The organism is Tsukamurella hominis (genome assembly GCF_965137015.1).
Classification (GTDB): Bacteria; Actinomycetota; Actinomycetes; order Mycobacteriales; family Mycobacteriaceae; genus Tsukamurella; species Tsukamurella hominis.
Genome location: NZ_CBCRZG010000003.1, coordinates 159,032 through 183,247 on the forward strand (window position 1 = coordinate 159,032; position 24,216 = coordinate 183,247).

The 24,216-nt window shown below is 72.5% G+C and carries 27 protein-coding genes and 1 tRNA gene; 13 read left to right on the plus strand and 15 right to left on the minus strand.

The window, feature by feature from the left end; genetic code table 11:
* Nucleotides 1–47 precede the first annotated feature (47 nt).
* From purB to purD, 3 genes are all read right to left on the minus strand, one after another.
* Nucleotides 48–1,475, minus strand: coding sequence for an adenylosuccinate lyase (gene purB / locus ACM9LD_RS05500; RefSeq protein ID WP_415675745.1), 1,428 nt, complete (start codon nt 1,473–1,475; stop codon nt 48–50).
* Between the two features lie 34 nt (nt 1,476–1,509).
* On the minus strand, nt 1,510–2,112 hold the full coding sequence (locus tag ACM9LD_RS05505) for a TetR/AcrR family transcriptional regulator (RefSeq protein WP_415675746.1): 603 nt from the start codon (nt 2,110–2,112) through the stop codon (nt 1,510–1,512).
* An 88-nt stretch (nt 2,113–2,200) separates the two neighbouring features.
* Nucleotides 2,201–3,439, minus strand: coding sequence for a phosphoribosylamine--glycine ligase (purD, locus tag ACM9LD_RS05510; protein WP_415675747.1), 1,239 nt, complete (start codon nt 3,437–3,439; stop codon nt 2,201–2,203).
* Nucleotides 3,440–3,478: 39 nt separating this feature from the next.
* Here purD and ACM9LD_RS05515 point away from each other — a divergent pair, with 39 nt between their 5' ends.
* The gene (locus tag ACM9LD_RS05515) at nt 3,479–3,880 is read left to right on the plus strand and encodes an HIT family protein (protein WP_415675748.1); all 402 of its coding nucleotides are present in this window, start codon (nt 3,479–3,481) and stop codon (nt 3,878–3,880) included.
* Between the two features lie 6 nt (nt 3,881–3,886).
* Here the strand turns inward: ACM9LD_RS05515 and ACM9LD_RS05520 are convergent, their stop codons facing one another.
* From ACM9LD_RS05520 to ACM9LD_RS05535, 4 genes are all read right to left on the minus strand, one after another.
* Nucleotides 3,887–5,293, minus strand: coding sequence for a sensor histidine kinase (locus tag ACM9LD_RS05520; protein ID WP_415675749.1), 1,407 nt, complete (start codon nt 5,291–5,293; stop codon nt 3,887–3,889).
* 6 nt (nt 5,294–5,299) lie between these two features.
* Entirely contained in the window at nt 5,300–5,983 is a 684-nt protein-coding gene (locus ACM9LD_RS05525) for a response regulator transcription factor (protein WP_415675959.1), read from the minus strand.
* Nucleotides 5,984–6,077: 94 nt separating this feature from the next.
* The gene (locus ACM9LD_RS05530) at nt 6,078–6,404 is read right to left on the minus strand and encodes a GNAT family N-acetyltransferase (protein ID WP_415675750.1); all 327 of its coding nucleotides are present in this window, start codon (nt 6,402–6,404) and stop codon (nt 6,078–6,080) included.
* On the minus strand, nt 6,401–7,405 hold the full coding sequence (locus tag ACM9LD_RS05535; RefSeq protein ID WP_415675751.1) for a pirin family protein: 1,005 nt from the start codon (nt 7,403–7,405) through the stop codon (nt 6,401–6,403). Before ACM9LD_RS05535 ends, ACM9LD_RS05530 begins: the two co-directional genes overlap by 4 nt.
* A gap of 18 nt (nt 7,406–7,423) precedes the next feature.
* Between ACM9LD_RS05535 and ACM9LD_RS05540 the strand changes: the two genes are divergently transcribed.
* Nucleotides 7,424–7,888, plus strand: a complete 465-nt coding sequence (locus ACM9LD_RS05540) for a carboxymuconolactone decarboxylase family protein (RefSeq protein ID WP_415675752.1) — start codon at nt 7,424–7,426, stop codon at nt 7,886–7,888.
* Nucleotides 7,889–7,961: 73 nt separating this feature from the next.
* Here ACM9LD_RS05540 and ACM9LD_RS05545 read toward each other — a convergent pair whose 3' ends face one another.
* Entirely contained in the window at nt 7,962–8,327 is a 366-nt protein-coding gene (locus tag ACM9LD_RS05545; RefSeq protein WP_415675753.1) for a hypothetical protein, read from the minus strand.
* A 269-nt stretch (nt 8,328–8,596) separates the two neighbouring features.
* Here ACM9LD_RS05545 and ACM9LD_RS05550 point away from each other — a divergent pair, with 269 nt between their 5' ends.
* The gene (locus tag ACM9LD_RS05550; protein ID WP_415675754.1) at nt 8,597–9,436 is read left to right on the plus strand and encodes an alpha/beta fold hydrolase; all 840 of its coding nucleotides are present in this window, start codon (nt 8,597–8,599) and stop codon (nt 9,434–9,436) included.
* 137 nt (nt 9,437–9,573) lie between these two features.
* Nucleotides 9,574–9,867 carry a hypothetical protein gene (locus tag ACM9LD_RS05555; protein WP_415675755.1) on the plus strand — a complete coding sequence of 98 codons (294 nt, stop codon included), beginning with the start codon at nt 9,574–9,576 and terminating at the stop codon, nt 9,865–9,867.
* A 23-nt stretch (nt 9,868–9,890) separates the two neighbouring features.
* Here the strand turns inward: ACM9LD_RS05555 and ACM9LD_RS05560 are convergent, their stop codons facing one another.
* Genes ACM9LD_RS05560 through ACM9LD_RS05570 form a run of 3 tightly spaced genes read right to left on the minus strand, consistent with a single transcriptional unit; the run spans nt 9,891 to nt 11,730 of the window.
* Nucleotides 9,891–10,379 carry a GNAT family N-acetyltransferase gene (locus tag ACM9LD_RS05560; RefSeq protein ID WP_415675756.1) on the minus strand — a complete coding sequence of 163 codons (489 nt, stop codon included), beginning with the start codon at nt 10,377–10,379 and terminating at the stop codon, nt 9,891–9,893.
* A 9-nt stretch (nt 10,380–10,388) separates the two neighbouring features.
* Nucleotides 10,389–10,799: a VOC family protein gene (locus ACM9LD_RS05565; RefSeq protein WP_415675757.1), complete on the minus strand. Its 411-nt coding sequence runs from the start codon at nt 10,797–10,799 to the stop codon at nt 10,389–10,391.
* Between the two features lie 52 nt (nt 10,800–10,851).
* Nucleotides 10,852–11,730 carry a crotonase/enoyl-CoA hydratase family protein gene (locus ACM9LD_RS05570; RefSeq protein ID WP_415675758.1) on the minus strand — a complete coding sequence of 293 codons (879 nt, stop codon included), beginning with the start codon at nt 11,728–11,730 and terminating at the stop codon, nt 10,852–10,854.
* Between the two features lie 41 nt (nt 11,731–11,771).
* Here ACM9LD_RS05570 and ACM9LD_RS05575 point away from each other — a divergent pair.
* Together ACM9LD_RS05575 and ACM9LD_RS05580 are read left to right on the plus strand one after the other, a co-directional pair.
* A tRNA-Thr gene (locus ACM9LD_RS05575) sits at nt 11,772–11,846 on the plus strand.
* Between the two features lie 13 nt (nt 11,847–11,859).
* Complete coding sequence (locus ACM9LD_RS05580; protein WP_415675759.1) at nt 11,860–12,027, plus strand: hypothetical protein; 168 nt, start codon at nt 11,860–11,862, stop codon at nt 12,025–12,027.
* 33 nt (nt 12,028–12,060) lie between these two features.
* On the opposite strand, the gene ACM9LD_RS05585 is transcribed toward ACM9LD_RS05580, so the two are convergent.
* Nucleotides 12,061–13,767, minus strand: coding sequence for an aldehyde dehydrogenase family protein (locus ACM9LD_RS05585; RefSeq protein ID WP_415675760.1), 1,707 nt, complete (start codon nt 13,765–13,767; stop codon nt 12,061–12,063).
* 166 nt (nt 13,768–13,933) lie between these two features.
* On the opposite strand from ACM9LD_RS05585, the gene ACM9LD_RS05590 reads away from it, so the two are divergent.
* The 6 genes from ACM9LD_RS05590 (at nt 13,934) to otsB (ending at nt 20,552) form a co-directional block, all read left to right on the plus strand.
* Nucleotides 13,934–15,130, plus strand: a complete 1,197-nt coding sequence (locus ACM9LD_RS05590; RefSeq protein ID WP_415675761.1) for a PucR family transcriptional regulator — start codon at nt 13,934–13,936, stop codon at nt 15,128–15,130.
* A gap of 92 nt (nt 15,131–15,222) precedes the next feature.
* A complete protein-coding gene (locus ACM9LD_RS05595) occupies nt 15,223–16,557 on the plus strand; it encodes a flavin monoamine oxidase family protein (protein ID WP_415675762.1) in 1,335 nt (444 codons plus the stop codon).
* Nucleotides 16,558–16,693: 136 nt separating this feature from the next.
* Entirely contained in the window at nt 16,694–18,121 is a 1,428-nt protein-coding gene (locus tag ACM9LD_RS05600) for a threonine/serine exporter family protein (RefSeq protein ID WP_415675763.1), read from the plus strand.
* Between the two features lie 55 nt (nt 18,122–18,176).
* Nucleotides 18,177–18,338 (plus strand): hypothetical protein, encoded by a 162-nt coding sequence (locus ACM9LD_RS05605; protein WP_170181081.1) that lies wholly within the window; start codon nt 18,177–18,179, stop codon nt 18,336–18,338.
* Nucleotides 18,339–18,345: 7 nt separating this feature from the next.
* Nucleotides 18,346–19,791, plus strand: a complete 1,446-nt coding sequence (locus tag ACM9LD_RS05610; RefSeq protein WP_415675764.1) for an alpha,alpha-trehalose-phosphate synthase (UDP-forming) — start codon at nt 18,346–18,348, stop codon at nt 19,789–19,791.
* Complete coding sequence (otsB, locus tag ACM9LD_RS05615; RefSeq protein WP_415675765.1) at nt 19,788–20,552, plus strand: trehalose-phosphatase; 765 nt, start codon at nt 19,788–19,790, stop codon at nt 20,550–20,552. The genes ACM9LD_RS05610 and otsB overlap by 4 nt, the downstream gene beginning before the upstream one ends.
* A 41-nt stretch (nt 20,553–20,593) precedes the next feature.
* Here the strand turns inward: otsB and ACM9LD_RS05620 are convergent, their stop codons facing one another.
* The 3 genes from ACM9LD_RS05620 to ACM9LD_RS05630 are packed head-to-tail and all read right to left on the minus strand — an operon-like array spanning nt 20,594 to nt 23,662.
* Nucleotides 20,594–21,439, minus strand: coding sequence for a transglutaminase-like domain-containing protein (locus tag ACM9LD_RS05620; RefSeq protein WP_415675766.1), 846 nt, complete (start codon nt 21,437–21,439; stop codon nt 20,594–20,596).
* Nucleotides 21,406–22,581: a L,D-transpeptidase gene (locus tag ACM9LD_RS05625; protein WP_415675960.1), complete on the minus strand. Its 1,176-nt coding sequence runs from the start codon at nt 22,579–22,581 to the stop codon at nt 21,406–21,408. The genes ACM9LD_RS05620 and ACM9LD_RS05625 overlap by 34 nt, the downstream gene beginning before the upstream one ends.
* A 19-nt stretch (nt 22,582–22,600) precedes the next feature.
* Nucleotides 22,601–23,662, minus strand: a complete 1,062-nt coding sequence (locus ACM9LD_RS05630) for a UDP-N-acetylmuramate dehydrogenase (protein WP_415675767.1) — start codon at nt 23,660–23,662, stop codon at nt 22,601–22,603.
* Nucleotides 23,663–23,686: 24 nt separating this feature from the next.
* Here ACM9LD_RS05630 and ACM9LD_RS05635 point away from each other — a divergent pair, with 24 nt between their 5' ends.
* A complete protein-coding gene (locus ACM9LD_RS05635; RefSeq protein WP_415675768.1) occupies nt 23,687–24,202 on the plus strand; it encodes a DUF2505 domain-containing protein in 516 nt (171 codons plus the stop codon).
* Nucleotides 24,203–24,216 lie beyond the last annotated feature (14 nt).

Below are 24,216 nucleotides of genomic sequence, written 5' to 3' on the forward strand. Positions count from 1 at the left end.
GGGCGAATCGCAGGTCGCGGCCGCCGAAACAGCAGGGAACCGGCGGGTCAGAGGATGGGGGCGGGGGTGTAGCCGGCGGCGTCGGGGTATTTCGCGACCAACTGCTCGACGTCGGCGACGACCTGGGCGACCTGGGCCTCGGCGGCGCCGGTGAAGGCGGCGCGGTCCGCCAACGCGGCATCCAGATCCGCGCGCGAGAGGCCGAGGCGGGAGTCACCGGCGAGGCGATCCAGCAGGTCGGGCTCCTTGCCCTCCTCGCGCATCGCCAGCGCGACGGCGACGGCGTGCTCCTTGATCGCCTCGTGCGCGACCTCGCGGCCGACGCCCGCGCGCACCGCGGCCATGAGCACGCGGGTGGTGGCGAGGAAGGGCAGGTAGCGGTTGAGCTCGTTCTCGATCACGGCAGGGTAGGCGCCGAACTCATCGAGGACGGTCAGGAAGGTCTCGAAGAGGCCGTCGATCGCGAAGAACGAGTCCGGCAGGGCCACGCGGCGGATCACGGAGCAGAAGACGTCGCCCTCGTTCCACTGCGAGCCCGCCATCTCGGCCGCCATCGAGCCGTAGCCGCGCAGGATCACGGTGAGGCCGTTGACGCGCTCGCAGGAGCGGGTGTTCATCTTGTGCGGCATCGCGGAGCTGCCCACCTGGCCGGGCTGGAAGCCCTCGGTGACCAGCTCGTGCCCGGCCATGAGCCGGATCGTCGTGGCCATCGACGACGGTCCCGCCGCCACCTGGACCAGGGCGCTCACCACGTCGTGATCGAGCGAGCGCGGGTACACCTGGCCGACGGAGACGAAGGACTGCGAGAAGCCCAGGTGCTCCGCGACGCGCGACTCGAGCGAGGCGAGCTTGGCCGCGTCGCCGCCGAGGAGGTCGAGCATGTCCTGCGACGTGCCCATCGGGCCCTTGATGCCGCGCAGCGGGTAGCGGCCGATGAGGTCCTCGAGGCGGGCGATCGCCACGAGCAGCTCGTTGGCCGCCGACGCGAAGCGCTTCCCCAGCGTCGTGGCCTGCGCCGCGACGTTGTGCGAGCGGCCCGCCATCACGACGGACGAGTACTGCGCGGCCCGCTCGGCGAGCCGGGCCGCCACGGCCACGGCGTGGTCGCGGACGTACTCCAGCGACCGCAGCACCTGCAGCTGCTCGACGTTCTCCGTCAGGTCGCGCGAGGTCATGCCCTTGTGGATCTGCTCGAACCCCGCGAGGTCGCTGAACTCCTCGATCCGCGCCTTCACGTCGTGCCGGGTGATCCGCTCGCGCTCCGCGATCGACGCCAGGTCGACCTGGTCGACGACCTTCTCGTAGGCCTCGACGGCACCGTCGGGCACGTCGATCCCGAGGTCGCGCTGCGCCTTGAGCACCGCGATCCACAGCTGGCGCTCCAGCACGATCTTGTACTCCGGCGACCACAGCTCGCGCATGCGCGGGCTGGCGTACCGGTTGGCGAGGACGTCGGGGATGCGGGGAGTGCTCACCCCCCGATTCTCTCATGTGCGGGCGCGGGGCCCGTCACGGAAGGGCGGGCGCCAGATCATCGACGACGGTGGCGAGGGCGTCACGGACCGCGCGGGGCACGTCCGCCCCGTGGGTGGTCAGCGCCGCGAGGACGGCGCCGTCCTCGATGGCCATCAGCCGATCGACGCCCGGCCCCGTCGCCCGGCGTCCCGAGCGGGTGAGCACCTCGACGTGCAACTCCGCCAGGACGTTCCGCAGCTGCGCCTGCAGGCGGGTGAGCTCGGGATCGCGGGCGCACAGCACCATCCGCTCGTACCGCGAGACGAGGGCCCCCCGCTCCGCCGCGGTGTCGCAGGCGAAGAAGACCGACGCCAGGAGCTTGGCCAGGGCGGAGTCGCCGCGCTTGCGCCGGCTCACCGCCTCCACGCGGCCGCGAACCGCGGCGACGTCCAGCTGACCTGCGTAGGCGACGGCGTTCGAGAGCAGGTCGCCCAGCGACTCGAAGTAGTAGGTCGTCGCGGCCAGCGGGATGTGCGCGCGGTGCGCGACCGCCCGGTGCCGGACCGATTCGAAGCCGCCCTCGACGAGGAGCTCTCCGGCCGCCGCCACGAGGGCCGCGCGCCGGCGCTCACCCTTGGGCGTGGTCGCGGCTGTCATCTGGGACATGCTGCCAGCACGTCCCGCCCGGCCTGAGGGTTTCGACCAAATCGTCGGAACCCATCCGCTCCGACATCGGACAAATGCGCTACTGCAAGGCCTGGTGGCCGATGTCCGTGCGGAAATGACTGCCCGGCAGCTTGATCCGCTCGAGCTTGGCGTAGGCGTCCGCGCGGGCCGCCCCCAGGTCGTCGCCGACGCCGACCACGTTGAGCACGCGGCCGCCGTTGGAGACCAGGCGTCCGTCGGCGTCGACGGCCGTCCCGGCGTGGTAGATCCCGGCGCCGTCGGCACCGGTGATGACGTCGCCCTTGCGGGGCGACGCAGGGTAGTTCTCGGCGGCGAGCACGACGGTGATTGCGGCACCGTCGCGCCACCGGAGCGGAGGCAGCGCGCCGAGCGCGCCCGTCGCGGCGGCGTTCAGCGCCTCGCCGAGCGGCGACTCCAGGAGACTCAGCACCGCCTGCGTCTCGGGGTCGCCGAAGCGGCAGTTGAACTCGACGACGGCCGGCCCGTCGGAGCCCATGGCGAGGCCCGCGTAGAGCAGGCCGGAGAACGGGGTGCCGCGGCGCACCATCTCGCGCGCGACGGGCCGCACGACCGTCTCGACGATCTCGTCGACCGCGCCGTCGGCGAGCCAGGGCAGCGGCGCGTAGGCGCCCATGCCGCCGGTGTTGGGGCCGGTGTCGCCGTCGCCGACGCGCTTGTGGTCCTGCGCGGGCAGCAGCGGAACGACGTCCTCGCCGTCGACGAGGCAGAACAGGGAGACCTCGGGGCCGTCGAGGAAGGACTCGAGCAGCGCGGGCCGTCCGGACTCGAGGAGGTCGGCGGCGTGCGCCCGGGCCGCGGCGCGGTCGGCGGTGACGACGACGCCCTTGCCCGCGGCCAGGCCGTCGTCCTTGACGACCCAGGTGGGGCCGAAGCGGTCGAGCGCGGCGTCGATCTCCGCCGGGCTGTCGACGATCTCGCTGCGCGCGGTGCGCACGCCGGCGGCGTCCATGACGTCCTTGGCGAAGGCCTTCGAGCCCTCGATCTGCGCCGCGGCGGCGGACGGGCCGAAGACGGCGATGCCGCGCGCCCGGACCGCGTCCGCGACGCCGAGGACCAGCGGGACCTCGGGGCCGATCACCACGAGGTCGGCGCCGAGGCGCTCGGCGAGCGCCGCGACCTCGTCGCCGGAGGAGGCGTCGACGTCGTGGTTCGTCGCGATCGCCGCGGTACCCGGGTTGCCCGGGGCCGCGTGGAGCTCGGTGACCTGCGGGTCACGGGTGAGCGCGTCGAGGAGGGCGTGTTCGCGGCCGCCGGTGCCGATGACGAGTACTCGCACGGCCATGACACTACCGGGCACCTCCACTAGCCTGGCCCCATGGCATCCGTCTTCTCGAAGATCATCGCCGGCGAGCTCCCGGGCCGGTTCGTGTACCAGGACGATTCGGTGGTGGCGTTCCTGACCATCGGCCCCCTCACGCAGGGCCACGTGCTGGTGGTGCCGCGCGAGGAGGTGGACCACTGGGAGTCGATCGACGACGCGCTGTGGCAGCACCTCAACGACGTCGCACGCAAGATCGGTCGGGCGGTCAAGCGCGCTTTCGACGCGCCGCGCGCGGGCCTGATCGTCGCCGGGTTCGAGATCCCGCACCTGCACCTGCACGTCTTCCCGGCCTACGGCCTCACGGACTTCGACTTCACCAACGTCGACCCGAACCCGAGCGCCGACTCGCTCGACGAGGCGCAGACGAAGATCGTCGAGGCGCTCGCCGCGGAGTAGCCCCGCTCAGCGGGGCAGGCGCACGGTGAAGGTCGCGCCCTCCCCCGGCGCGGTGTCGACGGTGACGGTGCCCCCGTGCCGTTCGACGATGCCCGCCACGATCGACAGGCCCAGCCCCGCGCCGCCGCTGCCGCGGCTGCGCGAGGAGTCGGTGCGGTAGAACCGCTCGAAGACGCGCGCGGCTTCGTCGGGCTCCATCCCCGGCCCCGTGTCGGCGACGGACAGCACCACCGCGCCCGGCTCCTCGGCGAGCCGGACGCGCACCGTCGCCTCGTCGGGCGTGTGCCGCAGCGGGTTCGAGACCAGGTTGGTCACCACCTGGTGCAGGCGGTCCCGGTCGCCGGTCAGTTCGACGGGGCCGGCACCGTCGACCTCGAGCGCTATGTCCCGGCCCGGCTCGCGGGCCTGCGCGGCGTGCACCACGTCGTCGGCGACAGCGGTGAGGTCGACGGTGTCGGCGGCGAGCGGGCGGCGGGCGTCCAGGCGCGCGAGCAGCAGCAAATCCTCGACGAGCAGGCCCATCCGCTCCGCCTCGGACTCGATGCGCGACATGACGAACCCCGTGTCGTCGGTGGCGCCCTGCCGATACAACTCGGCGAAGCCGCGGATCGACGTCAACGGGGTGCGCAGCTCGTGCGAGGCGTCGCCGACGAAGCGGCGCATGCGCTCCTCGTCGGCGCGGGCCGTCTCCTCCGACGCGGCGACGCGGTCGAAGGAGTCCTGGACCTGGTGCAGCATCGTGTTGATCGACGTCGACAGGCGGCCGACCTCGGTGTGCGGCGGCGCCTCGGGGACGCGGCGCGTGAGGTCGCCCGCGGCGATGGCCTCGGCGGTGGCCTCGACCTCCTCCAGCGGGCGCAGCGAGCGGCGCACCACGAGGTAGCCGAGGCCGCCCGCGATGACGAGCACGCCGCAGCCGATGAGCAACTCCAGCACGATCATCGCGCGCAGGGTGGAGTCGACATCGGTGAGCGTGACGGCGACGAAGGCCACGCCGTAGTCGGACGAGGACTGCACGACCCGCCACTGCGGTCCCCCGCCGCCGACGGAGCGCACGGTGACGGCGTCGCCGTGCAGGTCACCGAGTTGTGAGAGGTCCGGCCGCTCTGTGAAATCGGGGTTGCTGATCTGGAGCTGGCGGCCGTCCGGGAGGAAGACCGCCTGGTAGAAGCGCGTCGGCGGACGCCCGGTCCGGGGCGGCTCCGGCAGGATCGGCGGCTTGGGCCGGGCCCACGTCTCCGCCGCCTGGCGCAGGGCCTGGTCCTCGCGCGAGAGGAGCTGGTCCTTCATCGCGGCGGTGAGCGCGGTGCCGGAGGTCAGCAGGCCCAGGAAGACCAGGCCGACGACGACCGCGACCAGGGAGAGGCGCAGCGGCACGCGGGCGGCGAACGAGGTACGGGAGGTCGAACCCATGCGGGCCTACCGGGGTTCGCGGAGCACGTACCCCACGCCGCGGAGGGTGTGGATCAGCCGCTTGTCGCCCGTGTCGATCTTGCGTCGCAGGTAGGAGACGTAGGACTCGACGACGTTGACGTCGCCGCCGAAGTCGTAGTGCCAGACGTGGTCGAGGATCCGCGGCTTGGACAGCACCACGCCCGCGTTGACCATGAAGTAGCGCAACAGCGTGAACTCGGTGGGCGAGAGCGAGACCAGCTCGCCCGCCTTCCACACCTCATGCGTCTCGTCGTCCAGCTCCAGGTCCGCGAAGGTCAGGCGGGTCGACGCCTCGTCCTCGCCGAAGCCGTGGCGCCGCAGCAGCACGTTGATCCGGGCCACGACCTCCTCGAGGCTGAAGGGCTTGGTGACGTAGTCGTCGCCGCCGAGCGTGAGGCCGGCGACCTTGTCCTCGACCGAATCGCGCGCCGTGAGGAACAGCGCGGGTGCCTCGATGCCGTCCTGGCGCAGCCGCTTGAGCAGGCCCAGGCCGTCCATGCCCGGCATCATGATGTCGAGCACCATGACGTCGGGCCGGAAGGTGCGCACGCGGTCGAGCGCGGCGGGGCCGTCCGGGGCCACGGCCACGTCGAAGCCCTGGAACTTCAGGCTGACCTGCAGCAGCTCGCGGATGCTCTGCTCGTCGTCGACCACGAGCACGCGGGGCATCGGTTCGTCTTTCGCACTGGACACACCGCCATAGTGCACCGTCGGGCGCCCGGGACTCTGACGACTCGCTGTCAGTTCCCTGTGAACGTCGCGCTCACTGCAGCGAGGCGAGGATCTCCGGCGTCACCGGGTCGACGATGTCCTGCACCTCGGGGTGCTTGGAGACGTACCGCTTGACCAGCGGACACACCGGGACGACGCGCTTGCCCGCGGCGCGGGTGTCCTCCAGCGCGTCGTGCACCAGGATGCCGCTCAGGCCGCGGCCGGAGAACTTCTCGTCGAGCTCGGTATGCGGGAAGATGCGCTGCTCACCGCGGTCGATGAACACGGTGAAGCCGGCGAGCTCCCCGTCGACGGTGATGTCGTAGCGGCCCTCGGCATCGTTGCGGGCGACGGCGACGGTCTCGGTGTTCTCGGTCATTGCGGGTTCCTCCTGCGGGGCTTGAGCCGGGTGGTCGGAAGCGGGGGCGCCGGCAGGTACTGATCGTCGCGCCATCCGCTCACAGTGCCGAAACGCGCGGCGCGCGCCTGCCATTCCTCGCGGTACTCGACGATCTCCTCGTGGGTGCGGCCCACGAAGTTCCACCACATGACGATGTCCTCGTCGAAGGGGACGCCGCCGAGCAGGACCACCCGCGCGTCCTCCTCGGTGGGGTTGTGCAGGCGGAGGCCGCCGAGGCCCGGGCCGGCGTAGCCGAGGTCGCCCCAGGAGAGGGAGACACCGTCGAACAGGAGTTTCTGCGTGTCGAGGAGGACGCCGTGCTCGAAGGCGGGGTCGACGGCGAGGCTGACCCGCGCGCCCGGGCGCAGGATCAGCTCCGCGCCGAGCAGCGGGGTCGCCGTGACGATCGGGGACGTGCTGCCCGCGAGCTCGCCGATGAAGACGCGGGCGGTGCCGCCCGGGCCCCCGGACCGCACGTCGGGCAGGTCGACGGCGGGCGGCGCGTAGTGCTGGAATCCGTTCGGCGCGTTGCGCGCCCGGTCCGGCAGGGCGAGCCACAGCTGGACGCCGTGCAGGCGGCGGGTCTCCGGGGTGGAGACCTCCGAGTGGCTGATACCGAAGCCGGCGGACATCAGGTTGATCTCGCCCGGGAGGACCGGCGCCTCGACGCCGGCGCTGTCGCGGTGCTCGATCTCGCCCTCGAAGAGCCAGCTGACGGTCTGCAGGCCGGTGTGCGGGTGGGGCGGGACGTTCATGCCGCCGGAGCGGTCCACCTCGTCGGGCCCGTAGTGATCGGCGAAGCACCAGGCTCCGACCATGGAGCGTTCGTGCGTGGGGAGGGTGCGGCGCACCGTCATCGCGCGGGGGCCGCCGAGCGGGACCTCGCGGGGTTCGATCACCTCCACGCCGGCAGCGGGGGCCGGCCCGTCCACGGTGGCCCCGCACTCGACCTCTTCGGGCTGTCGGTCGACGTTGCTCATGACCGCTAGCCTAGTGCCATGCCAGCCCAGCGCGTGCGGATCGACAAGGCCTCCCCCCGGATCTACAAGCAGTTGATCGCGGTCTCGACGGAAGTGGCGGAGGCGGCCGCCGCCGCCGGAATCGGCCGTGACGTGGTCGAATTGGTGAACCTGCGGTGTTCGCAGCTCAACGGCTGCGCCTACTGCCTCGACCTGCACGCCCGCGCCGGCCGCGCGGCGGGCCTGACCAGCCAGCAGCTCGACGTGCTGGCCGCGTGGCGCGAGGCGCCCGCGCTGTTCGACGACGTGCAACGCGCCGCGCTCGAGATCGCCGAACTGGTGACGCAGTTGCCTCCGCACCACGCGGCGGACATCGCCTACGACCGGGCCACCGACGTGCTCGACGAGGCGCAGACCTCCGTGCTCATCTGGGCCGCTGTCACGATCAACGCCTTCAACCGGGTGTCCGTGATCAGCGGGTACGAGGTGCGCCACCGCGTGTGAGCGCGGCGGCGTGTGTGAGCGCGGCGGCGCGTGTGAGCGCGGCGGCGCGTGTGAGCGCGGCGGCGCCGCGCGATCAGAGGGCCGGCTCGTAGGAGATCTGGTAGCCGTTCGGGGCGATGACCGCGAGGCCGCGGCCCACGTCGACGCGGTAGGTATAGCCGTTGTTGACGGCGCTGTACGACGCGCCGTTCGACCAGACGACCGGCGCGGTCACGGCGAGGCCGTTGCCCTTGCCGAAGCCGCGGTACTCCGTGCGCCCGTCGCCCTGCCAGCGGCAGATCGACACGCTGGAGCTGGGGGTCTCGAGGTGCGTGACGGTCCATTGATGCGCGTCGCAGCCGTTGGGCGAGGCGTTGGCGGCACCCGGCGCGACGGCGGCGATCCCTGCAGCTGCCGCCAGGGCGGCGGTGGCGGCGACGATCTTCTTGCGGATGATCATGACGGCTCCTTCTCCGTGGACGTTCGCTGACCTCCCCACCGTCGCGCGCGGGTCTTGAGCCTCGCTCAAGAGACGCTTAAGAGCCAGGTCAGCGCACGCAGCACGGGGAGCGATGCCGCGCACCCGGCGCGACTGTGCGGACGCGGCGCGTGCGCACAGCCGCGAGGCGTGCGCGGTCCGGAACCGCGGACGCGGCGCGTGCGCGGATCCGCGTCGACCTCCTCCCCAGGGCGGATGCCGCGCACCGTCGGGCGTGGTTGGGTGAGGGCATGACGGAACGGATCACGGAGTTCACGCGCTCGGGACTCACCTTCCCGGTGGTCGACACCGGGCCGATCGACGGCGAGATCGTCGTACTGCTGCACGGCTTCCCGCAGACGCCCACCTCGTGGGCGGCGACGGCGGAGCACCTGCACGCGCAGGGGTACCGCACCGTCGTGCCGTGGCAGCGCGGGTACGCGCGGACGGCGCGCCCGGCGCGGCGCTGGCAGTACCGCAGCTCCGAGCTCGCCGCCGACGCCGCGGCGCTGCTGGAGCGGACGGGGCCGGCGCACCTCGTCGGGCACGACTGGGGTTCGTCGACGGCGTGGCTCACGGCCGCCACCTACCCGGACCTGGTGCGCACGCTGACCGCCGTCTCCGTGCCGCATCCCTTCGCCTTCCTGCGGGCGTTCCTCCGCTCAGACCAGGCGCTGAAGTCGTACTACATGTATCTCTTCCAGATCCCCGCCGTGCCGGAGCTGCTGGCCCAACGGTTCCCCGGGCGCTTCGAGGCCTTCCTCCGCGGGAGCGGCATGCCCGACGATGCGATCCGCACCGTGGTGGACGAGGTGCTGACGCCCGGCCTGCTGGGTGGCGGCCTGAGCTACTACCGCGGGATGCCCTTCACGACGGTGAAGCCGGGGCAGAACACGCGGATCGCGTGCCCGGTGACGTACATCTGGAGCACCGACGACGTCGCGTTGACCAGGGCCGGAGCGGAACTCGCGGGCGAGTACGTCGACGGGCCGTACCGGTTCGTGGTGCTCGACGGCGTGAGCCATTGGATCCCCGACGAGCGGCCGGAGGAGCTCGCGGCCGAGATCGCGGGCACGGCGGCGCTGGCCTGAGCAGGATTCCGCGCGGCGAGCACCCTCCCCGCGACCAACGAATCGTTCGAATCACATTCGAATTCGTTATTGATTCGTGATGTTGCGATCGAATATCGATGGTAGGCTAGGGGCATCATCGAACGCGGGGGTGCGTCATGAACGGCAGCGCAGGAAACGAACACATCACCTGGCTCGAAGCTGCCGAGAGAAGCATTGCGGAACTCGCTCTCGCGACCGCCATCGCCGACGAGATCGCCGAGCTCGACGCCGCGGAATCCGCAGCGTATGAGGATGCGTCGACGTCGAGCGAGATGTCCGCGAGGATCCGCACGCCATCGCGAGTGCGGCCCACTGGGGTCGCCGTCCGTTCGACGCTCCGCCCGGGGGAACGCCCCGTCGGCCGGCGGCGGCGCACGGCCGCGGAGCCCGTCGCGGCGCGCTCCCCGTAGACGCGGGTGTTCGAGCGCTCCGGCTAGAGGATGCGCTGCATCAGGACGAGGTCCAGCCAACGGCCGAACTTGATCCCCACCTGGGGCATCTGACCGGTCACCCGGAATCCGAGCTTGCGGTGCAGGGCTACCGAGGCGTGGTTGGACTCCTCGATCGCCGCGACGACGACGTGCACGTCGGACTTCTGCGCGCGCTCGATGAGCGCGTTCATCAGGGCCTCGGCGATGCCGCGGCGGTAGAAGCCGTCGGCCACGTACACCGAGTTCTCGACGGTGTGCCGGTACCCCGACTTGGCACGGAAGGGCCCGTACGAGGCGTAGCCGCCCAACTCACCGTCGACGATGGCGACGAGGACGGGGAATCCGCCTGCGCGTCGCTCGGCCAGCCAGGCCTCGCGCTCGGCGAGGTCGGCCTTCTCCTCGGACCAGATGGCGGTCGAGTTCTCCACGGCATCGTTGTGGATGACGAGGATCGCCGGCAGGTCGGCCGGCTGGGCGTCGCGGATCTCCATGCGGTCAGCTTATTGCTCGGCCACGAAGATGCAGAACGGGTGCCCGTCGAGGTCGGCGTAGACCCGCAGCGGGTCCTCCGAATCGTCGAGCCGGTCCTCGATGAGCGTGCCGCCGAGTTCCAGGACGCGGCGATGGTGCTCCTCCAGCTCGTCGTCGTCGCGGACAGCGAAGTCGAGGTGCAGCTGCTGCGGCACGTCCATGGACGGCCACGTCGACCGGGCGAACGCCGGCACCGTCTGGAAGCCGAGCAGGCGGCGGCCGTCGGCGCCGAGCAGCACGATGAAGGCGGGATCCGCCGCGCCGTCGCGCGGCTCGTCGCCGGGGAGGTACTCGAGACTGAGGAGGGCGCGGTAGAACTCCGCGGACCGTCGGGCGTCCGCGGCGTCGATCACCAGTTGCCGGAAGCGGGGAGGTGCCATGGCTCCAGGCTAAGCGCGCTCCCCGGCCCGGCGCTGCCGGTCCTCGTGACAGCTAGTCGGCGACGATGCGGGGCGTCTCGGAGGCCTTGGCGGTGAACTCCGGTGCGCGCTTCTCGAGGAAGGCGGCCACGCCCTCCTTGCCGTCGCCGATCGACGAGTAGTACATCGCCAGGGAGTCGGCGAGGTGCGCGTCGAGTGGCTTCGCGGAGCCGAGGCCGCGGTAGATCAGCTGCTTGTTGAGCGCGACGCCGGCGGCGGAGCGGCCCTTCACCCAGGAGCGGGCGAGCTCCTGCGCTGCGGGCACCAGCTCGTCGGGCTCGTGCAGGCTGCGGACGAGGCGGCCCTCGCGGGCCTGCTCGGCGGTGAGGATGTCGGCGGAGTAGACCCACTCCAGGGCCTGCGCGGGGCCGACGATGCGGGGCAGGAACCAGCTGGAGCAGGCCTCCATCACGATGCCGAGGCGGCCGAAGACGAAGCCGATGCGCGCCGTGGTCGACGCGAGGCGGGTGTCCATGGCAAGGGTCATCGTCGCGCCGATGCCCACGGCAGGGCCGTTGATCGCGGCGATCACGGGCTTGGGCAGCGAGTAGATCGCCAGCGTGAGCTTGCCGCCGGTGTCGCGGACGCCGTCCTGGTACGGGGCCTCGTCGAAGTGGGCCGCGAACTCCTCGGGCGTCGGCTGCACGGACTCGTCGAGCCCGAAGACGTTGCCCTCGCCGGTGAGGTCCATGCCGGCGCAGAAGGCGCGGCCGGCGCCCGTGACCACGACGGCGCGCACCTCGTCGCGCCGGGCGTGGACCTCGAAGAACTCCGTCAGCTCCCGCGCCATCGTGACACTGAAGGCGTTGAGCTGATCCGGGCGGTCGAGCACGAGGGTGGCGATGCCGTCGTCGTCGAGCGTCCAGCTGATGGTCTCGAAGGAGTCAGTCATGCTGGTCACGATATGCTGGCGCCGCGGCCGTGAGGCCGCGCGCCTCCCTAGCTCAGTGGTAGAGCACCGCTCTTGTAAAGCGAAGGTCGTCGGTTCAATCCCGACGGGGGGCTCCACGAAAGGGGCGGTATGTCGACGACACTGCAGGTCCTGCTCATCACCGCACTCGTCCTCGGCCTCGTCGCCGTGGTCTTCGGGCTCGTGCACCTCTGGAACACCAAGGTCGAGGGCACCGCGCGCGAGAAGAAGATCGACGGCTTCTTCGACCGGCTCAGCGATCGGTTCTTCGACCGCTGAGCCGAGCCGTTCGGCCGACCGTCAGCCGGACCGTCAGCCGCGCAGGGCGGAGGCGAAGATGCCGGGCAGCTTCAGCCACGACGGCTTCGCGGCGAACTCGGTGAGCCGGCGGCCCGTCGTCGCGCCGGTGCGGTTGGTGACGAACCACGGCGGCTTCGGCGACATCGACAGCTCGCCGCCCGCGAACGAGCGGGGCGACGGACGGAAGGGCCCGCGCACGACGGTCCGCTCCACGTCGTCGAGGAGCAGCGCGTTGTGGACCACGCCGATGCCGCTCTGCACGTCGTCGATGGTGTGCCCGGGGAAGGCGCCCCACGTCGCGCGGGCGGTGAGGTAGCCGACGCCGGTCCACGCGTTCACCGCGATCGTGCCGTAGCGCAGGTCCTCGATCGCCCGGTCGAACGCCGAGCCGAGGGCCTTGATGGTCGCGGGATCGGCGACGAGGTTCACGCCGAGGGTGCCCTCGAAGTCCTCGTTCGCGGCACGGACGGCCGTCGCGAGGAAGGACGCGGCGTCGCCGGGCAGCTCGAGCACGCCGTACACCGGCGAGAAGTACTCGGTGTGCAGGGCCTCCTCGGCGCCGTCGGCCCGGAGGCCGAAGACGAGGGTGCGGGCACCGTCGGGCCCGACGGCCTGCGCCCGCTCGCCGTACCCGGCCCGGGCGGCGGCCACGCGATCGGCGGAACCCGGGTAGTAGTCGCGGCGCGACGGTGCGCGGTCGAAGGCGTCGCGCAGCTCGCGGAGGAACTCGTCCTTCTGCGGCCAGTCGGCGCTGATGACGGCGACCTGCGAGGCGACGCAGTTGTAGCCGTTGTTGTGCAGGCGCTGCGTGGCGAGGTGCTCGGCCTGGAAGCGCAGGTCGGCGGCCGACCACTCGCCCGGCACGACGATCGTCGGCGAGACGCCGCCCAGCTCGCTGGTGATCGTCTTGTCGAGCAGCGGCCGATTCTCGGCCTTGCGCTGCGCCCCGTCGGAACCCGTGCCGAACACGATGGCGTCGTGGGTGCGGGCGCTGCCGGTCATGTGCACCGTCGTGATGCCGGGATGATTGACCAGAGCCCCGCCGACGTCCGCGCCGCCGGTCACGATGCGGACCACGCCGTGGTCGATGAGCGGCGCGAACGCGGCGCGGTACGTGTCCAGCAGCGGGTCGGTCACCGGGTTGAGCTTGAGCAGCACCACACGGTTGTCGGCGTAGAGCTGGTAGAGGGTGTCGAGCGGCGGGATGGAGAAGATGTTGCCCGCGCCGAGCACGCCGGCGATGCCGTGGGTCACCGTCGGATCGAGGGAGCCGAGGCCGGCGCGCTCGCGCACCGCGGCGGCGTCGACGCCCGGGACGGTCCAGACCTGCGCGCTGAAGCCGCTGAGCAGGAGCTGGTCGAAGGCGCTGTGCGGCAGCACCTCGACGGCCGAGCGACCGCCGGGCCCGGGGCTGATGGTGAAGCCGTCGACGGGGCTGCGGCCCTCCTCGAGCGCCGCCAGCGAGGTCGCGAGGGCCTCGCAGGCGGTGATCACCGAGTAGGGGCCGGAGAGCCACTCCTCGCCGAGCAGCGTGGAGTCGGCGGGCAGGCCCTTGATGCCGGCGGCCGCGTCGACCCACTGCTGCGCGACGCCGGCGGTGGCCTCGCGCACCTCGTCGAGCAGGGCGCGACGTTCCGCGAGCGATGTGGCGGCCCAGGCGCGCTCGCCCTGCTGCAGGTCGGCGACGGCGGCGTCGAGGACGGATTCGGTCGTGGTCATGGCGCGCTCCGGTGTCGGTTCGGTCCGGCGTGAGCCGGGTCACTGTTCCCCTTCGAGTCTGGTCGCCGGCGGCGCCGCGGGCATCGTGCCGGGGTTCCGCCTCCTGCCCCGTCGCGTTGTGCTCACGCACAACGACCGGCACGGGAGGGACGGCTACCATCGAGGGGTGTCCGCGATCACAGAACCGGCCGGCGCCTCCCCCGCGACCGTCGCCCGACTCCTGGTGGGCGACCTCGACGCGCTGACCGACGAGCTCGTCGACCGCATCCTCGCCGGCGAGCACGCCTACGCCGAGAGCACGCTCATCACCCCCGTCGAGCTCCGCGAGGCTGTGCGCGCGAACCTCGACTCGGTGCTGCGGCAGCTGAGCGGCGAGCTCGGCGACGACCTGCACGCCGCCCGCGCCACCGGCCGCCTCAAGGCCGAGTACGGCTTCCCGCTGGCGGCGATCCTGCACGCGTACCGGCTGGCCGGGCGCCTGGTCTGGGATCACATGCGCGCCGCGTGCGTCGATCAGCCCGAACTCCTCCCCGACATCGGCGCCGACGTCTGGCGCATCATCGACGACTACTCGACGGCCGCGGCGGAGGAGTACGGGTTCGCGGTCTCCGAGCGCACGACCCGGCACGCCGAACTGCTGCAGGTCGAACTGCGCGCCCTGTTCGACGGGGTGCTCGAGCCCGGCCGCCTGCACACCGCGGCGCAGATGCTGCAACTCCCCGCCACCGGCACCTTCCTCGTGGTGTGCGCCGAGGCCGGCGCCGACCCGGCCGGCGCGGAGGGCGAGCCGTACGCGGGCCTCGACCGCCGGCTGCGGGACAGGCTCGTCGCCTCGCACTGGATGTCGGACGTGCAGACGAGGATCGGGCTGCTGAGCCTGAGCACCCCGCACGTGCTGCCGCCGGTCCTGGAGCTGCTGCGCACCGAGGCGGTCGGGCGCGTGGGCATCAGCGCGCCGTTCACCGCACCGCTCGATGCGCGGGGCGGGCTCCGGCAGGCGGAGCTCGCGATGGCGAGCCTGGTCCCGGGCGCGGCGACGACCGAGACCTACGGCCGGTCCGCGCTGCCGCTCGCGCTCGCGCACTCCCCCGCCGCGGCGCGGGAGCTGCGGGACGCGGTCCTCGGTCCCGTCCTCGCCCTGCCGGAGGCCGACCGGGACGCGCTCATCGACACCGTCCGCGCGTGGTTCGACTGCGGCGGCTCGCTGGCCGCCACCGCGGAGCGGCTCCACTACCACCGGAACACGATCAACCACCGCTTGGGCCGGATCGAGCAGCTCACGGGCCGCGATCGTTCCGACCCGCGGGCCGCCGCGGAGCTGTACGCCGCGGTCCTCGCCGACCGGCTGTTCGGGCGGGAGTAGCCGGCGAGCCGGCCCGCGCGGGGCGAACTCTCCCTATAATCAGTCATACGACCGACTTTATTGCGGCGTCCGCCGCGGAACGGAGAGACGCCATGCCGGACCAGCCCGAGGCGCACCCCGAGGAGAACACCGCAGTGGAGCGCACCGTCGTCGTGGTCGGGGCGGGCGTCGCCGGCCTGCGCACCGCCCTCGGCCTGCACGACCGCGGCGTCGACGTCCTCGTCCTCGAGGCCGCGCCCCGCGTCGGCGGCCGCGTCCTCACCGAGACCACCGCGCTCGGCACCCACGTGGACCTGGGCGGGCAGTGGATCGGCAAGGGCCACCACCGGTTCACCGCGCTCGCCGCCGAGTACGGCGCGCAGGTCTACGCAATGGAGACGCCCCGGATGCCGCGGCTCGTGGACGGCCCGCGGACCGTCGGCGTCACGAGCCCGACGTTCCTGCTCGCCGGCGCTGCGCTCGCCGCGTGGGAGGGCCTCGTCCGCCTCGGCGGGCCGCACGTCGGGCGCGACGCCCTCGTCGCCGACCTGCTGCGCCGCGTCCCCGGCCGCACCCGCCGCCTGCTGCAAGTCCTCTTCGAGATCGCCTCCACCGCCGACCCGGAACGGCTCACCCTGCGCGACTTCGCCGCCACCGTCCGCACCATGGAGGGCCTGACGACCGCGATGACCACGCGGGGTGGGGCGCAGGACTCCCTGGTGGTCGACGGTGCCGGCACCCTCGCGGTCCGCATGGCCGGGCGGCTCGGGGACCGCGTCCGCACCGACAGCGCGGTACTCGCGATCCACCGCGACGACGCGGGCGCGACGGTGCACACCGCCACGGGCGCCGTGCGCTGTCGTCGCGTCGTGGTCACCGCACCCCCGCCGATCGCGGCGGCGATCGAGCACCGTCCGCCCCTGCCCGGCGAGCGCGCCCGCGCCGAGCGGGGCATGTACATGGGCTCGGTCTACAAGGCGCTCGCCGTGTACGAGCGGCCCTTCTGGCGCGAGCGCGGGCACGCCGAGCTGATCGCGATCGACGGCCCGGGCGTGGGCGTCTTCGACACCTCGCCCCCGTCGGCCGACGGCCCCGGGCACCTCTGCCTGCTGGTCGGCGGCACCGACGCGCGCACGCTCGACAGCCTGAGCCCGGCGGACCGTCGGGACGCGTTGCTCGGGCGCCTCGCCCACCACCTCGGCGACGACGTGCGCAGCCCGGCGGGCTGGCACGAGAAGTCGTGGCACCTCGACGAGTACGTCGGCGGCGGCTACCTCGCCTTCCCCGCCCCGGCCGCCGGCGGGATGCCCTTCCCCCTCGGCCACGCGCCCGCGGGGACCGTGCACTGGGCCGGGACGGAGACCGCCGGCGAGCACGCCGGGTACGTCGAGGGCGCCCTCGAATCGGGCGAGCGGGCCGCCGCGGAGGTGCTCGCCGCGCTGGGCTGAGACGGGCGTGGGCGCGGCGCGGATCCGACGCGGATCACAGCGTCGCGAGGGGGCCGGAAACGGGCGTGATCTGGCACAGTAACGAACGAGGTCCGTGCCACGACACCGACGTGTTACCCCGAGGAGGTGCCCCACCGTGAAGCCCGCGTTCCGCGATCGCCTCGCGCACGCAGTCCAGGCCGTGACCGGCCGGAACGCCGCGACCGTCGACACCGCCGGAATGCCGGTCCTGACGCCGCTGCAGCCCGTCGACCTCCGCGACAACGAGACCGTCGGCGAGGTCCTCGAGGTCGCGATGAAGGTCGGCGAGGTGTTGCTGGACTCCGGGACCGGCGCCGTCGACACCGAGGCGCAGGTGCGGTACGTCGCGGCCACCTACGGCATCGACGACGTGACCGTCACCGTGACCTACAACGCGATCACGGTGAGCGTGCAGCGCGGGCGCGGCCTGCCCCCGTCGACCTACACGCGCACGGTGAGTCACCGGTCCCTCGACTACACCCGGCTCTCCCAGGTCGACACCCTGGTCCGGCGCATCGGCCGCGGGCGCATCCGCCCCGACCAGGCGCTCGCCGCGCTCGAATCGATCATGACCGCCGGACACCCGTACCCGCGCGCCGTCGCGACCTTCGGCTGGGCGCTCATGGCCGGCGCGCTGACGCTGCTGCTCGGCGGGAAGCTCCCCCTGGCGGGCGTGGCCTTCGTGACCACGGCATTGATCTACGTGGTCAACGTCCGGCTGGGCAACTGGGGCCTGCCGTACTTCTTCCAGCAGGTCGTCGGCGGGTTCCTCGCGACCCTGCCGGCCGCGCTCATCTACCGCCTGTCCATCGAGTACGGGTGGGACGTGCAGCCCTACCGCGTGATCGTCGCCGGCATCATCGTGCTCATGGCCGGGCTCTCCCTGGTCGGCTCGGTGCAGGACGCCATCACCGGCGCGCCCGTGACCGGCGCGGCCCGGTTCTTCGAGGTCGTGGTCTTCACCGGCGGCGTCGTGGCCGGCGTCGGCATGGCGCTGAGCGTGACCGCCCAGCTCGGCGCGACCCTCCCGCCGCTGCAGCAGCAGCCCTTCGACTACGCCCCGCTGCCGATCCTCGTCGGGTCCGGCGGTGTGGCCGCGGCCGCGTTCGCGCTCGCCGGGTACGCGCAGCTGCGCGCGCTCACCGCGTCCTTCCTCGCGGGCTGCGCCGGCGCGCTCGTCGCCGGATCCGTCCTCAATCTGGGCCTCGGCCCGATCGTCTCGTCGACGGTGGCCGCCACCGTCGTCGGCCTCGCCGGCGGTCTCCTCGCCCGACGGGCCGTGGTCCCCCCGCTCATCGTCGCCGTCGCGGGCATCACGCCGCTGGTCCCGGGCCTCGCGGTGTACCGCGGCCTGTCGGAGCTGATGGAGGGGCAGACCACCTCCGCGCTGACCAACATGGCGACCGCGCTGACCGTCGGCTGCGCCCTCGCGGCGGGCGTCACGCTGGGCGAATGGGTCGCCCGCACCCTGCGCCGGCCGCAGCTCCCGCCGAACCTGCGGCCGCACATCGGGGGCATCACGTTCCGCCGGGTCCGCGACTGAAACGTTTCGCGGGTAAACTGTCCTTGCTCGTCAATTCCCGAACGAAGGTGCGTTCATGCCCCCGAAGACCACGCAGGACATCAGCGAAGACGAACTCGAGCCCGTAGCGGACGAGACGGCTTACCAGGCCCAGCGGGTCGTCGCTGCGTACGCAGAGGACGCCGACGAGTGCCGGATGCTGCTGTCGATGCTCGGCATCGGCCCCAAGGAGGCGTAGCTCACCCATGTCCGCTGCGGCGTTCGGAACATCTGATTTCATCGTCGTGGCGAACCGGCTGCCGGTCGACGTCGAGAAGGCCCCCGACGGGACGCTGACCTGGAAGGAATCCCCGGGCGGCCTCGTCACGGCGCTCAAGCCGATCCTCAGCGCGCGGAACGGCGCCTGGGTCGGCTGGCCGGGCGCTCCCGATGTCGGCGGTGAGCCCATCGCCGGCGAGGACATGCTCCTCATGCCGGTGAAGCTCAGCGCCCAGGAGGTCGAGGAGCACTACGAGGGCTTCTCCAACGGCAGCCTGTGGCCGCTGTACCACGACGTCATCGTCAAGCCCGAGTACCACCGCGAGTGGTGGAACACCTACGTCGAGGTCAACCGGCGCTTCGCCGAGGAGACCGCCAAGGTCGCGGCCGAGGGCGCGACCGTGTGGGTGCAGGACTACCAGCTGCAGCTGGTCCCGAAGATGCTCCGGATGCTGCGGCCGGACGTGAAGATCGGCTTCTTCCTGCACATCCCCTTCCCGCCCGTCGAGTTGTTCATGCAGATGCCGTGGCGGCGCGAGATCATCGAGGGCATCCTCGGCGCCGACCTCGTCGGCTTCCACCTGCCCGGCGGCGCACAGAACTTCCTCTACCTCGCCAGCAAGCTGGCCGGGTACCCCACCAGCAAGAACTCGATCGGCGTGCGCTCGAAGTTCGGCGTGGTCACCGTCGGCTTCCGGTCCGTCCGCGTGGGCGCGTTCCCCATCTCGATCGAATCGGCAGAGCTCGCGGCCACCGCGAAGCTGCCGGAGACGAAGCAGCGGGCCCGGGCCCTGCGCAAGGAACTCGGCAATCCCGAGAAGATCCTGCTCGGCGTCGACCGCCTGGACTACACCAAGGGCATCGACGTGCGGCTGCGCGCCATCGGCGAGCTGTACGCCGAGGGGCGGCTGGACCCGGAGCGGCACGTCTTCGTGCAGCTGGCGACCCCGTCGCGCGAACGCGTGGAGTCCTACAAGGTGATGCGCGACGACATCGAGCGGCAGGTCGGCCGCATCAACGGCGACTTCGGCCGCGTCGGCCGGCCCGTGGTGAGCTACGTGCACCGGCCCGTGCCGCGACGCGAGCTGCTGGCCTTCTTCGCGGCCGCCGACGTCATGCTCGTCACCCCGCTGCGCGACGGCATGAACCTGGTGGCGAAGGAGTACATCGCCTGCCGCAACGACTCCACCGGAGCGCTGGTGCTCAGCGAGTTCACCGGAGCCGCCGCCGAGCTGCGCCAGGCCTACCAGTGCAACCCGCACGACCTCGAGGGCGTGAAGAACGCCATCGACGAGGCCGTGCACCAGGATCCCGACGACGGCAAGCGCCGCGTCCGCGCCATGCGGCGCCAGGTCCTGCAGTACGACGTCGACCGGTGGGCCCGCTCCTTCCTGCAGACGCTCGCCGGCACCGTCGACGAGACGCCGGCGTGAGCCTGCCCGCCGAGCTGTCGCAGGCGCTGGCACGGTTCGCCGCGCTGCCGACGGTGCTCGTGACCACGGACTACGACGGCGTCGTCGCGCCGATCGTCGCCGATCCCGCGGCCGCGTTCCCGCTGCCGGGGACCGTCGCCGCGCTGGAGTCCCTCGCCGGGCTGCCCGGCGTGACGGTGGCGCTCGTCTCCGGCCGCGACCGCGCGACGCTGGGCCGGTTGTCCGGCGCGCCGGCGTCGCTCGTCACGGTGGGCAGCCACGGCGCCGAGTGGGACGAGGGCTTCGAGGGCGCGCTGACCGCCGACCTGGTGGAGCTGCGGGCGACGGTGCTGTCCGGCCTCACCGCGATCGCCGGGCGCTTCCCCGGCGCGGCCGTCGAGCCCAAGCCGCTGGGCGCCGCGCTGCACGTGCGCAACGTCGTGGATCCGTCGGCGGGGCCGGTCGCGCTGGAGGAGGCCCGACGGGGCCCCGCCGCCCTGCCCGGCGTGCACGCCACGGACGGCAAGGCCGTCCTGGAGCTGACGGTGCTCGACGCCTCCAAGGGCCGCGCCCTGCAGACGCTGCGCGAGCGGACCGGCGCCGCCGCGGTGCTCTACCTCGGCGACGACGTCACCGACGAGAAGGCCTTCGCGGTGCTCACCGAGGCCGAAGACGTCTCGGTCAAGGTGGGCGACGGTGCCACCGCCGCCCGCTTCCGCGTCGACGGCCCCGTCGACGCGCGCGCGGTCTTCGAGGAGCTGCTCGCGCTGCGTCGCGGCTGAGTCCCGTCGACGCGCTCCGTCGGAGGCGGGGTAGCCGCGGCTCAGGCGATGGGGATCAGCGCGCGGGGGTCGTCGGAGGGCAGGGGCGCGGCGGACTCGGCGGTCACCGTCAGGCGGTCGAAGCGGATGGCGCCGCCGTGGTTGTCGAGGAAGGCGATGTCGGCGGCGTCGCGGCCCGTGGCGATGCGCACCATCGCGGCGCGCGGGGCGAGCCCGGTCGCGTCGAGCACCCACCAGCGGCCGTCGACCATCACCTCGGTGACGGCGTGGAAGTCCATCGGGTCGCAGCCGGGCGCGAAGACCGCGCTCATGCGGGCGGGCAGCTTCAGGGCGCGGAGCAGCGCGATCGTCAGGTGCGCGTAGTCGCGGCACACGCCCGCGGAGGCGAGCAGGGTGTCGGAGGCACCGTCGACGGAGCGGCTGGCGCCGGGCAGGTAGTCGAGCCGGTTCGCCACGAACTCCCGCACCGCCACAGCACGTTGTGCATCCCCGGTCACGCCGGCGAACTGCTTCGCGGCGTAGCCGTAGAACCGGTCCACCTCGCAGTAGCGCGAGGGCCGCAGGTACAGGGACCGCAGGTACTGGTCGACGGGCTCCGGCGCGGCGAAACCCGCGACCTGCGCGTGGTACTCCAGCAGGACGGTCCCCGCGCCGGCGTCGACGCGGTGGATCCGGCCGCCGTGCGGCCCGACGACCTCGTGGACCGGCAGGGGCGCACCGTCGAGCGTGACGCCGAGCGACTCCTGCACCTGCAGGCCCGGCACCCGGGCGACGGTGGCCTGATACTCCAGCACGGTGGGGGCGAGCACGGTGCACGCCACCCGCGCGGACATCCTCCGCGCGCCGGGGACGATCAGTTCTTCGCTAGCGCCGACATCGATTGCCACGTGGGCCAGTCTAGGGTCCAGTCGTAGATGTCCCCGTCGGCCTCCGAGAGCGGGATCGACGTGCCCGTGACCTCGACCGGATCCCCGAACAGCGCGCTGGCGAAGTAGCGCTGCGCGTCCTCGAGGGAGAGGTTGATGCACCCGTTGGTCACGTTCGAGGCGCCCTGGTTCCCGACGGTGTTCGGGTTGGCGTGGATGAACTCGCCGTTGTTGGAGATCCGCACCGCCCAGCGTTCGCGCACGTTGAAGTACCCGGCGGCGGGGTTGGACATGGCGAAGTCCTCGTGCTTCTCGCTCACCACGTGGATGCCCGACCGGGTGACGTTGCGCGGCAGGTCGCCCTCGCCGTACGAGCACGGCAGGTCGAGGTACACCTGATCGCCGCGCATCACCCGGATCCGGTGCGACGGGGCCGAGGCCTTGACGATCTGCGACCGCCCGACGACGAAATCGCTGGTCACGTCACTGGCGCCGTACTGGCCGCCCCCGTGGTCCAGGCCGTAGAGCTTGGCGTTCATCGCCACCTTGGTGCCGGGCGTGAAGTACTCGCGCGGGCGCCAATGGGCGCGGGAGCCGTTGTCCTCGGGCAGCCAGGCCCAAGCGCCCTCCGTGTGCGGGGTGGTGGTGACCTCGAGGGCCTTCTCGACGGCCGCCTTGTTCTCGACGGTGCCCGCGAACTTGAGGATGAGCGGCGCGGCGATGCCGACCTCGGCACCGTCGGCGATGTTGACCTGGACGGACATCGTCGCGTCGGGCGAGACGACGGAGACCTCGCCGTCGAGGCTCGACCACGTGCCGCCCTCGCCGTCGGCGGCGCCGGACCAGCGGTAGGTGGCGCCGAAGCCGAGGGGCTCGCTCGCCGAATAGGTCACACCGTCGGGCGACGCGGTCAGTTCGACCTTTTTGCCCGTTTGGGTGTTGGTCAGCGCGACGCCGGGACGGAAGGTGCCGCCGCGGACCCGCACGGAGACGGTGTCGCGGGGGCCGATCCTCTTCCCGGCCCCGGGCGCGTACTCGAAGGTGGGGGCATCGGCCCTGGTCTCACCGATGCCGCCGTCACGGGTGCAGGCGGTCGCGGCGACGGCCACCGTCGCCGCGGCACCGCCGAGGAAGGCACGCCGACGCACGGGCGCGCGAAACATGTCGAACACCGTGTGAATTCTACTGGCGCAGCGGGGGTAGCTCCGCACCCACGAGCACGGGCTCGGGCCTCAGCTCGACGCCGAACCGGGCGAACACCCCATCCCGGACCTCACCCGCGAGGGCGAGCAGTTCGGCCGTCGTACCGGTGCCGCGGTTGGTCAGCGCGAGGGTGTGCTTCGTCGACAGCGAGACGCCGGCGCGGCCACCGTCGTAGCCCTTGCGGAAGCCGGCCCGCTCGATGAGCCAGCCGGCGGACAGCTTCACCCCGTCGGGCGCGGGGTACTGCGGCGTGCTCTCCCCCGTCGCCTCCTCGATGCGCCGCACCGTCGCCGCGGCGGTCGCGGCCGACACCACGGGGTTGGTGAAGAAGGAGCCGACGCTCCAGGTGTCGTGGTCGGCGGGGTCGAGGACCATGCCCTTGCCGCGGCGCAGCGCCAGCACCTGCTCGCGCGCGAGCGCGGGGTCGACGGTGCCGCCGGGCTCGACCCCCAGGGCCCGGGCGAGCTCGCCGTACCGGATCGGGGCGGAGGCACCGTCGGACAGGGCGAACCGCACCCGGAGCACGACGTCGGCGGGGCCCGAGGTGGCGTCGTGCTGCTTGAGGCGCGACGTGCGGTAGCCGAGGCCCAGCGTCTCGGGCGCGACCCAGGCGGTCTCGCCGGTGGCGCGGTGGAACAGCTCGACGGCGTCGAGCCAGGCGGACACCTCGACGCCGTACGCGCCGACGTTCTGCACCGGCGTCGCGCCCGCGGACCCCGGAATGCCGGACAGGCACTCGAGACCCCCCAGCCCGGCGTCGACGGACGCGGCGACGACGTCGTCCCAGACCGCGCCCGCGTCGGCGGTGAGCACGGTGCCGTCGATCGCGATCGTGTCGTGCGCCAGGTGCACGACGGTCCCGTCGAAGCCCGCGTCGGCGACCACCAGGTTGGAGCCGCCGCCGACCAGCAGCACCGGCTCGCCCGCGGCGTCGCAGCGCGCGACCGCCTCGGCGACCGCCGCGGCGGAATCGCACCGCAGGTAGGCGCGGGCGGGGCCGCCCAGACGCAGCGTGGTCAACTCCGATAGCAGTTCAGGCACCCCGCAACGGTAACGTGTCCGGCTATGACCACCCGTCTCGAGCGCTCGCTCGACTACGCCACCAGTCCGGCCGCGCTGCACGGCGCGTTCACCGACGATGCGTACTGGCCCGCCCGCGTGGCCGAGGTCGGCGGCGAGGGCGCCCGCGTCGCGGAGCTGTCCATCACCGGCGAGGGCGCCGCGCGCGCGGTGCGCGTGCTCGTGGTGCACGTGATCGGCGAGGACAAGCTGCCGCCCGTGGTGACCGCGATCCGCCCGGGCGGGCTGGAGATCCACCGCGTCGAGGAGTGGGGCCCGTTCGACGGCACCCGCTGCGAGGGCCGCTTCTCCGCCGAGATCCAGGGCGTTCCCGCGCAGCTGTCCGGCACGGCCGTCCTGGAGGCGGGCCCCGACGGTGCGCGCATCACCGCCGACGGCGAGGCCAGCGTGTCCATCCCGTTCGTCGCGAAGAAGGTCGAGTCGCTGGTGGTCGAGAACCTGCAGGAGCTCATGGAGAGCGAGCGGGAGTTCACCCTGCAGTGGATCGCGGAGCATCCCTGACCGGTAAGGTTCCC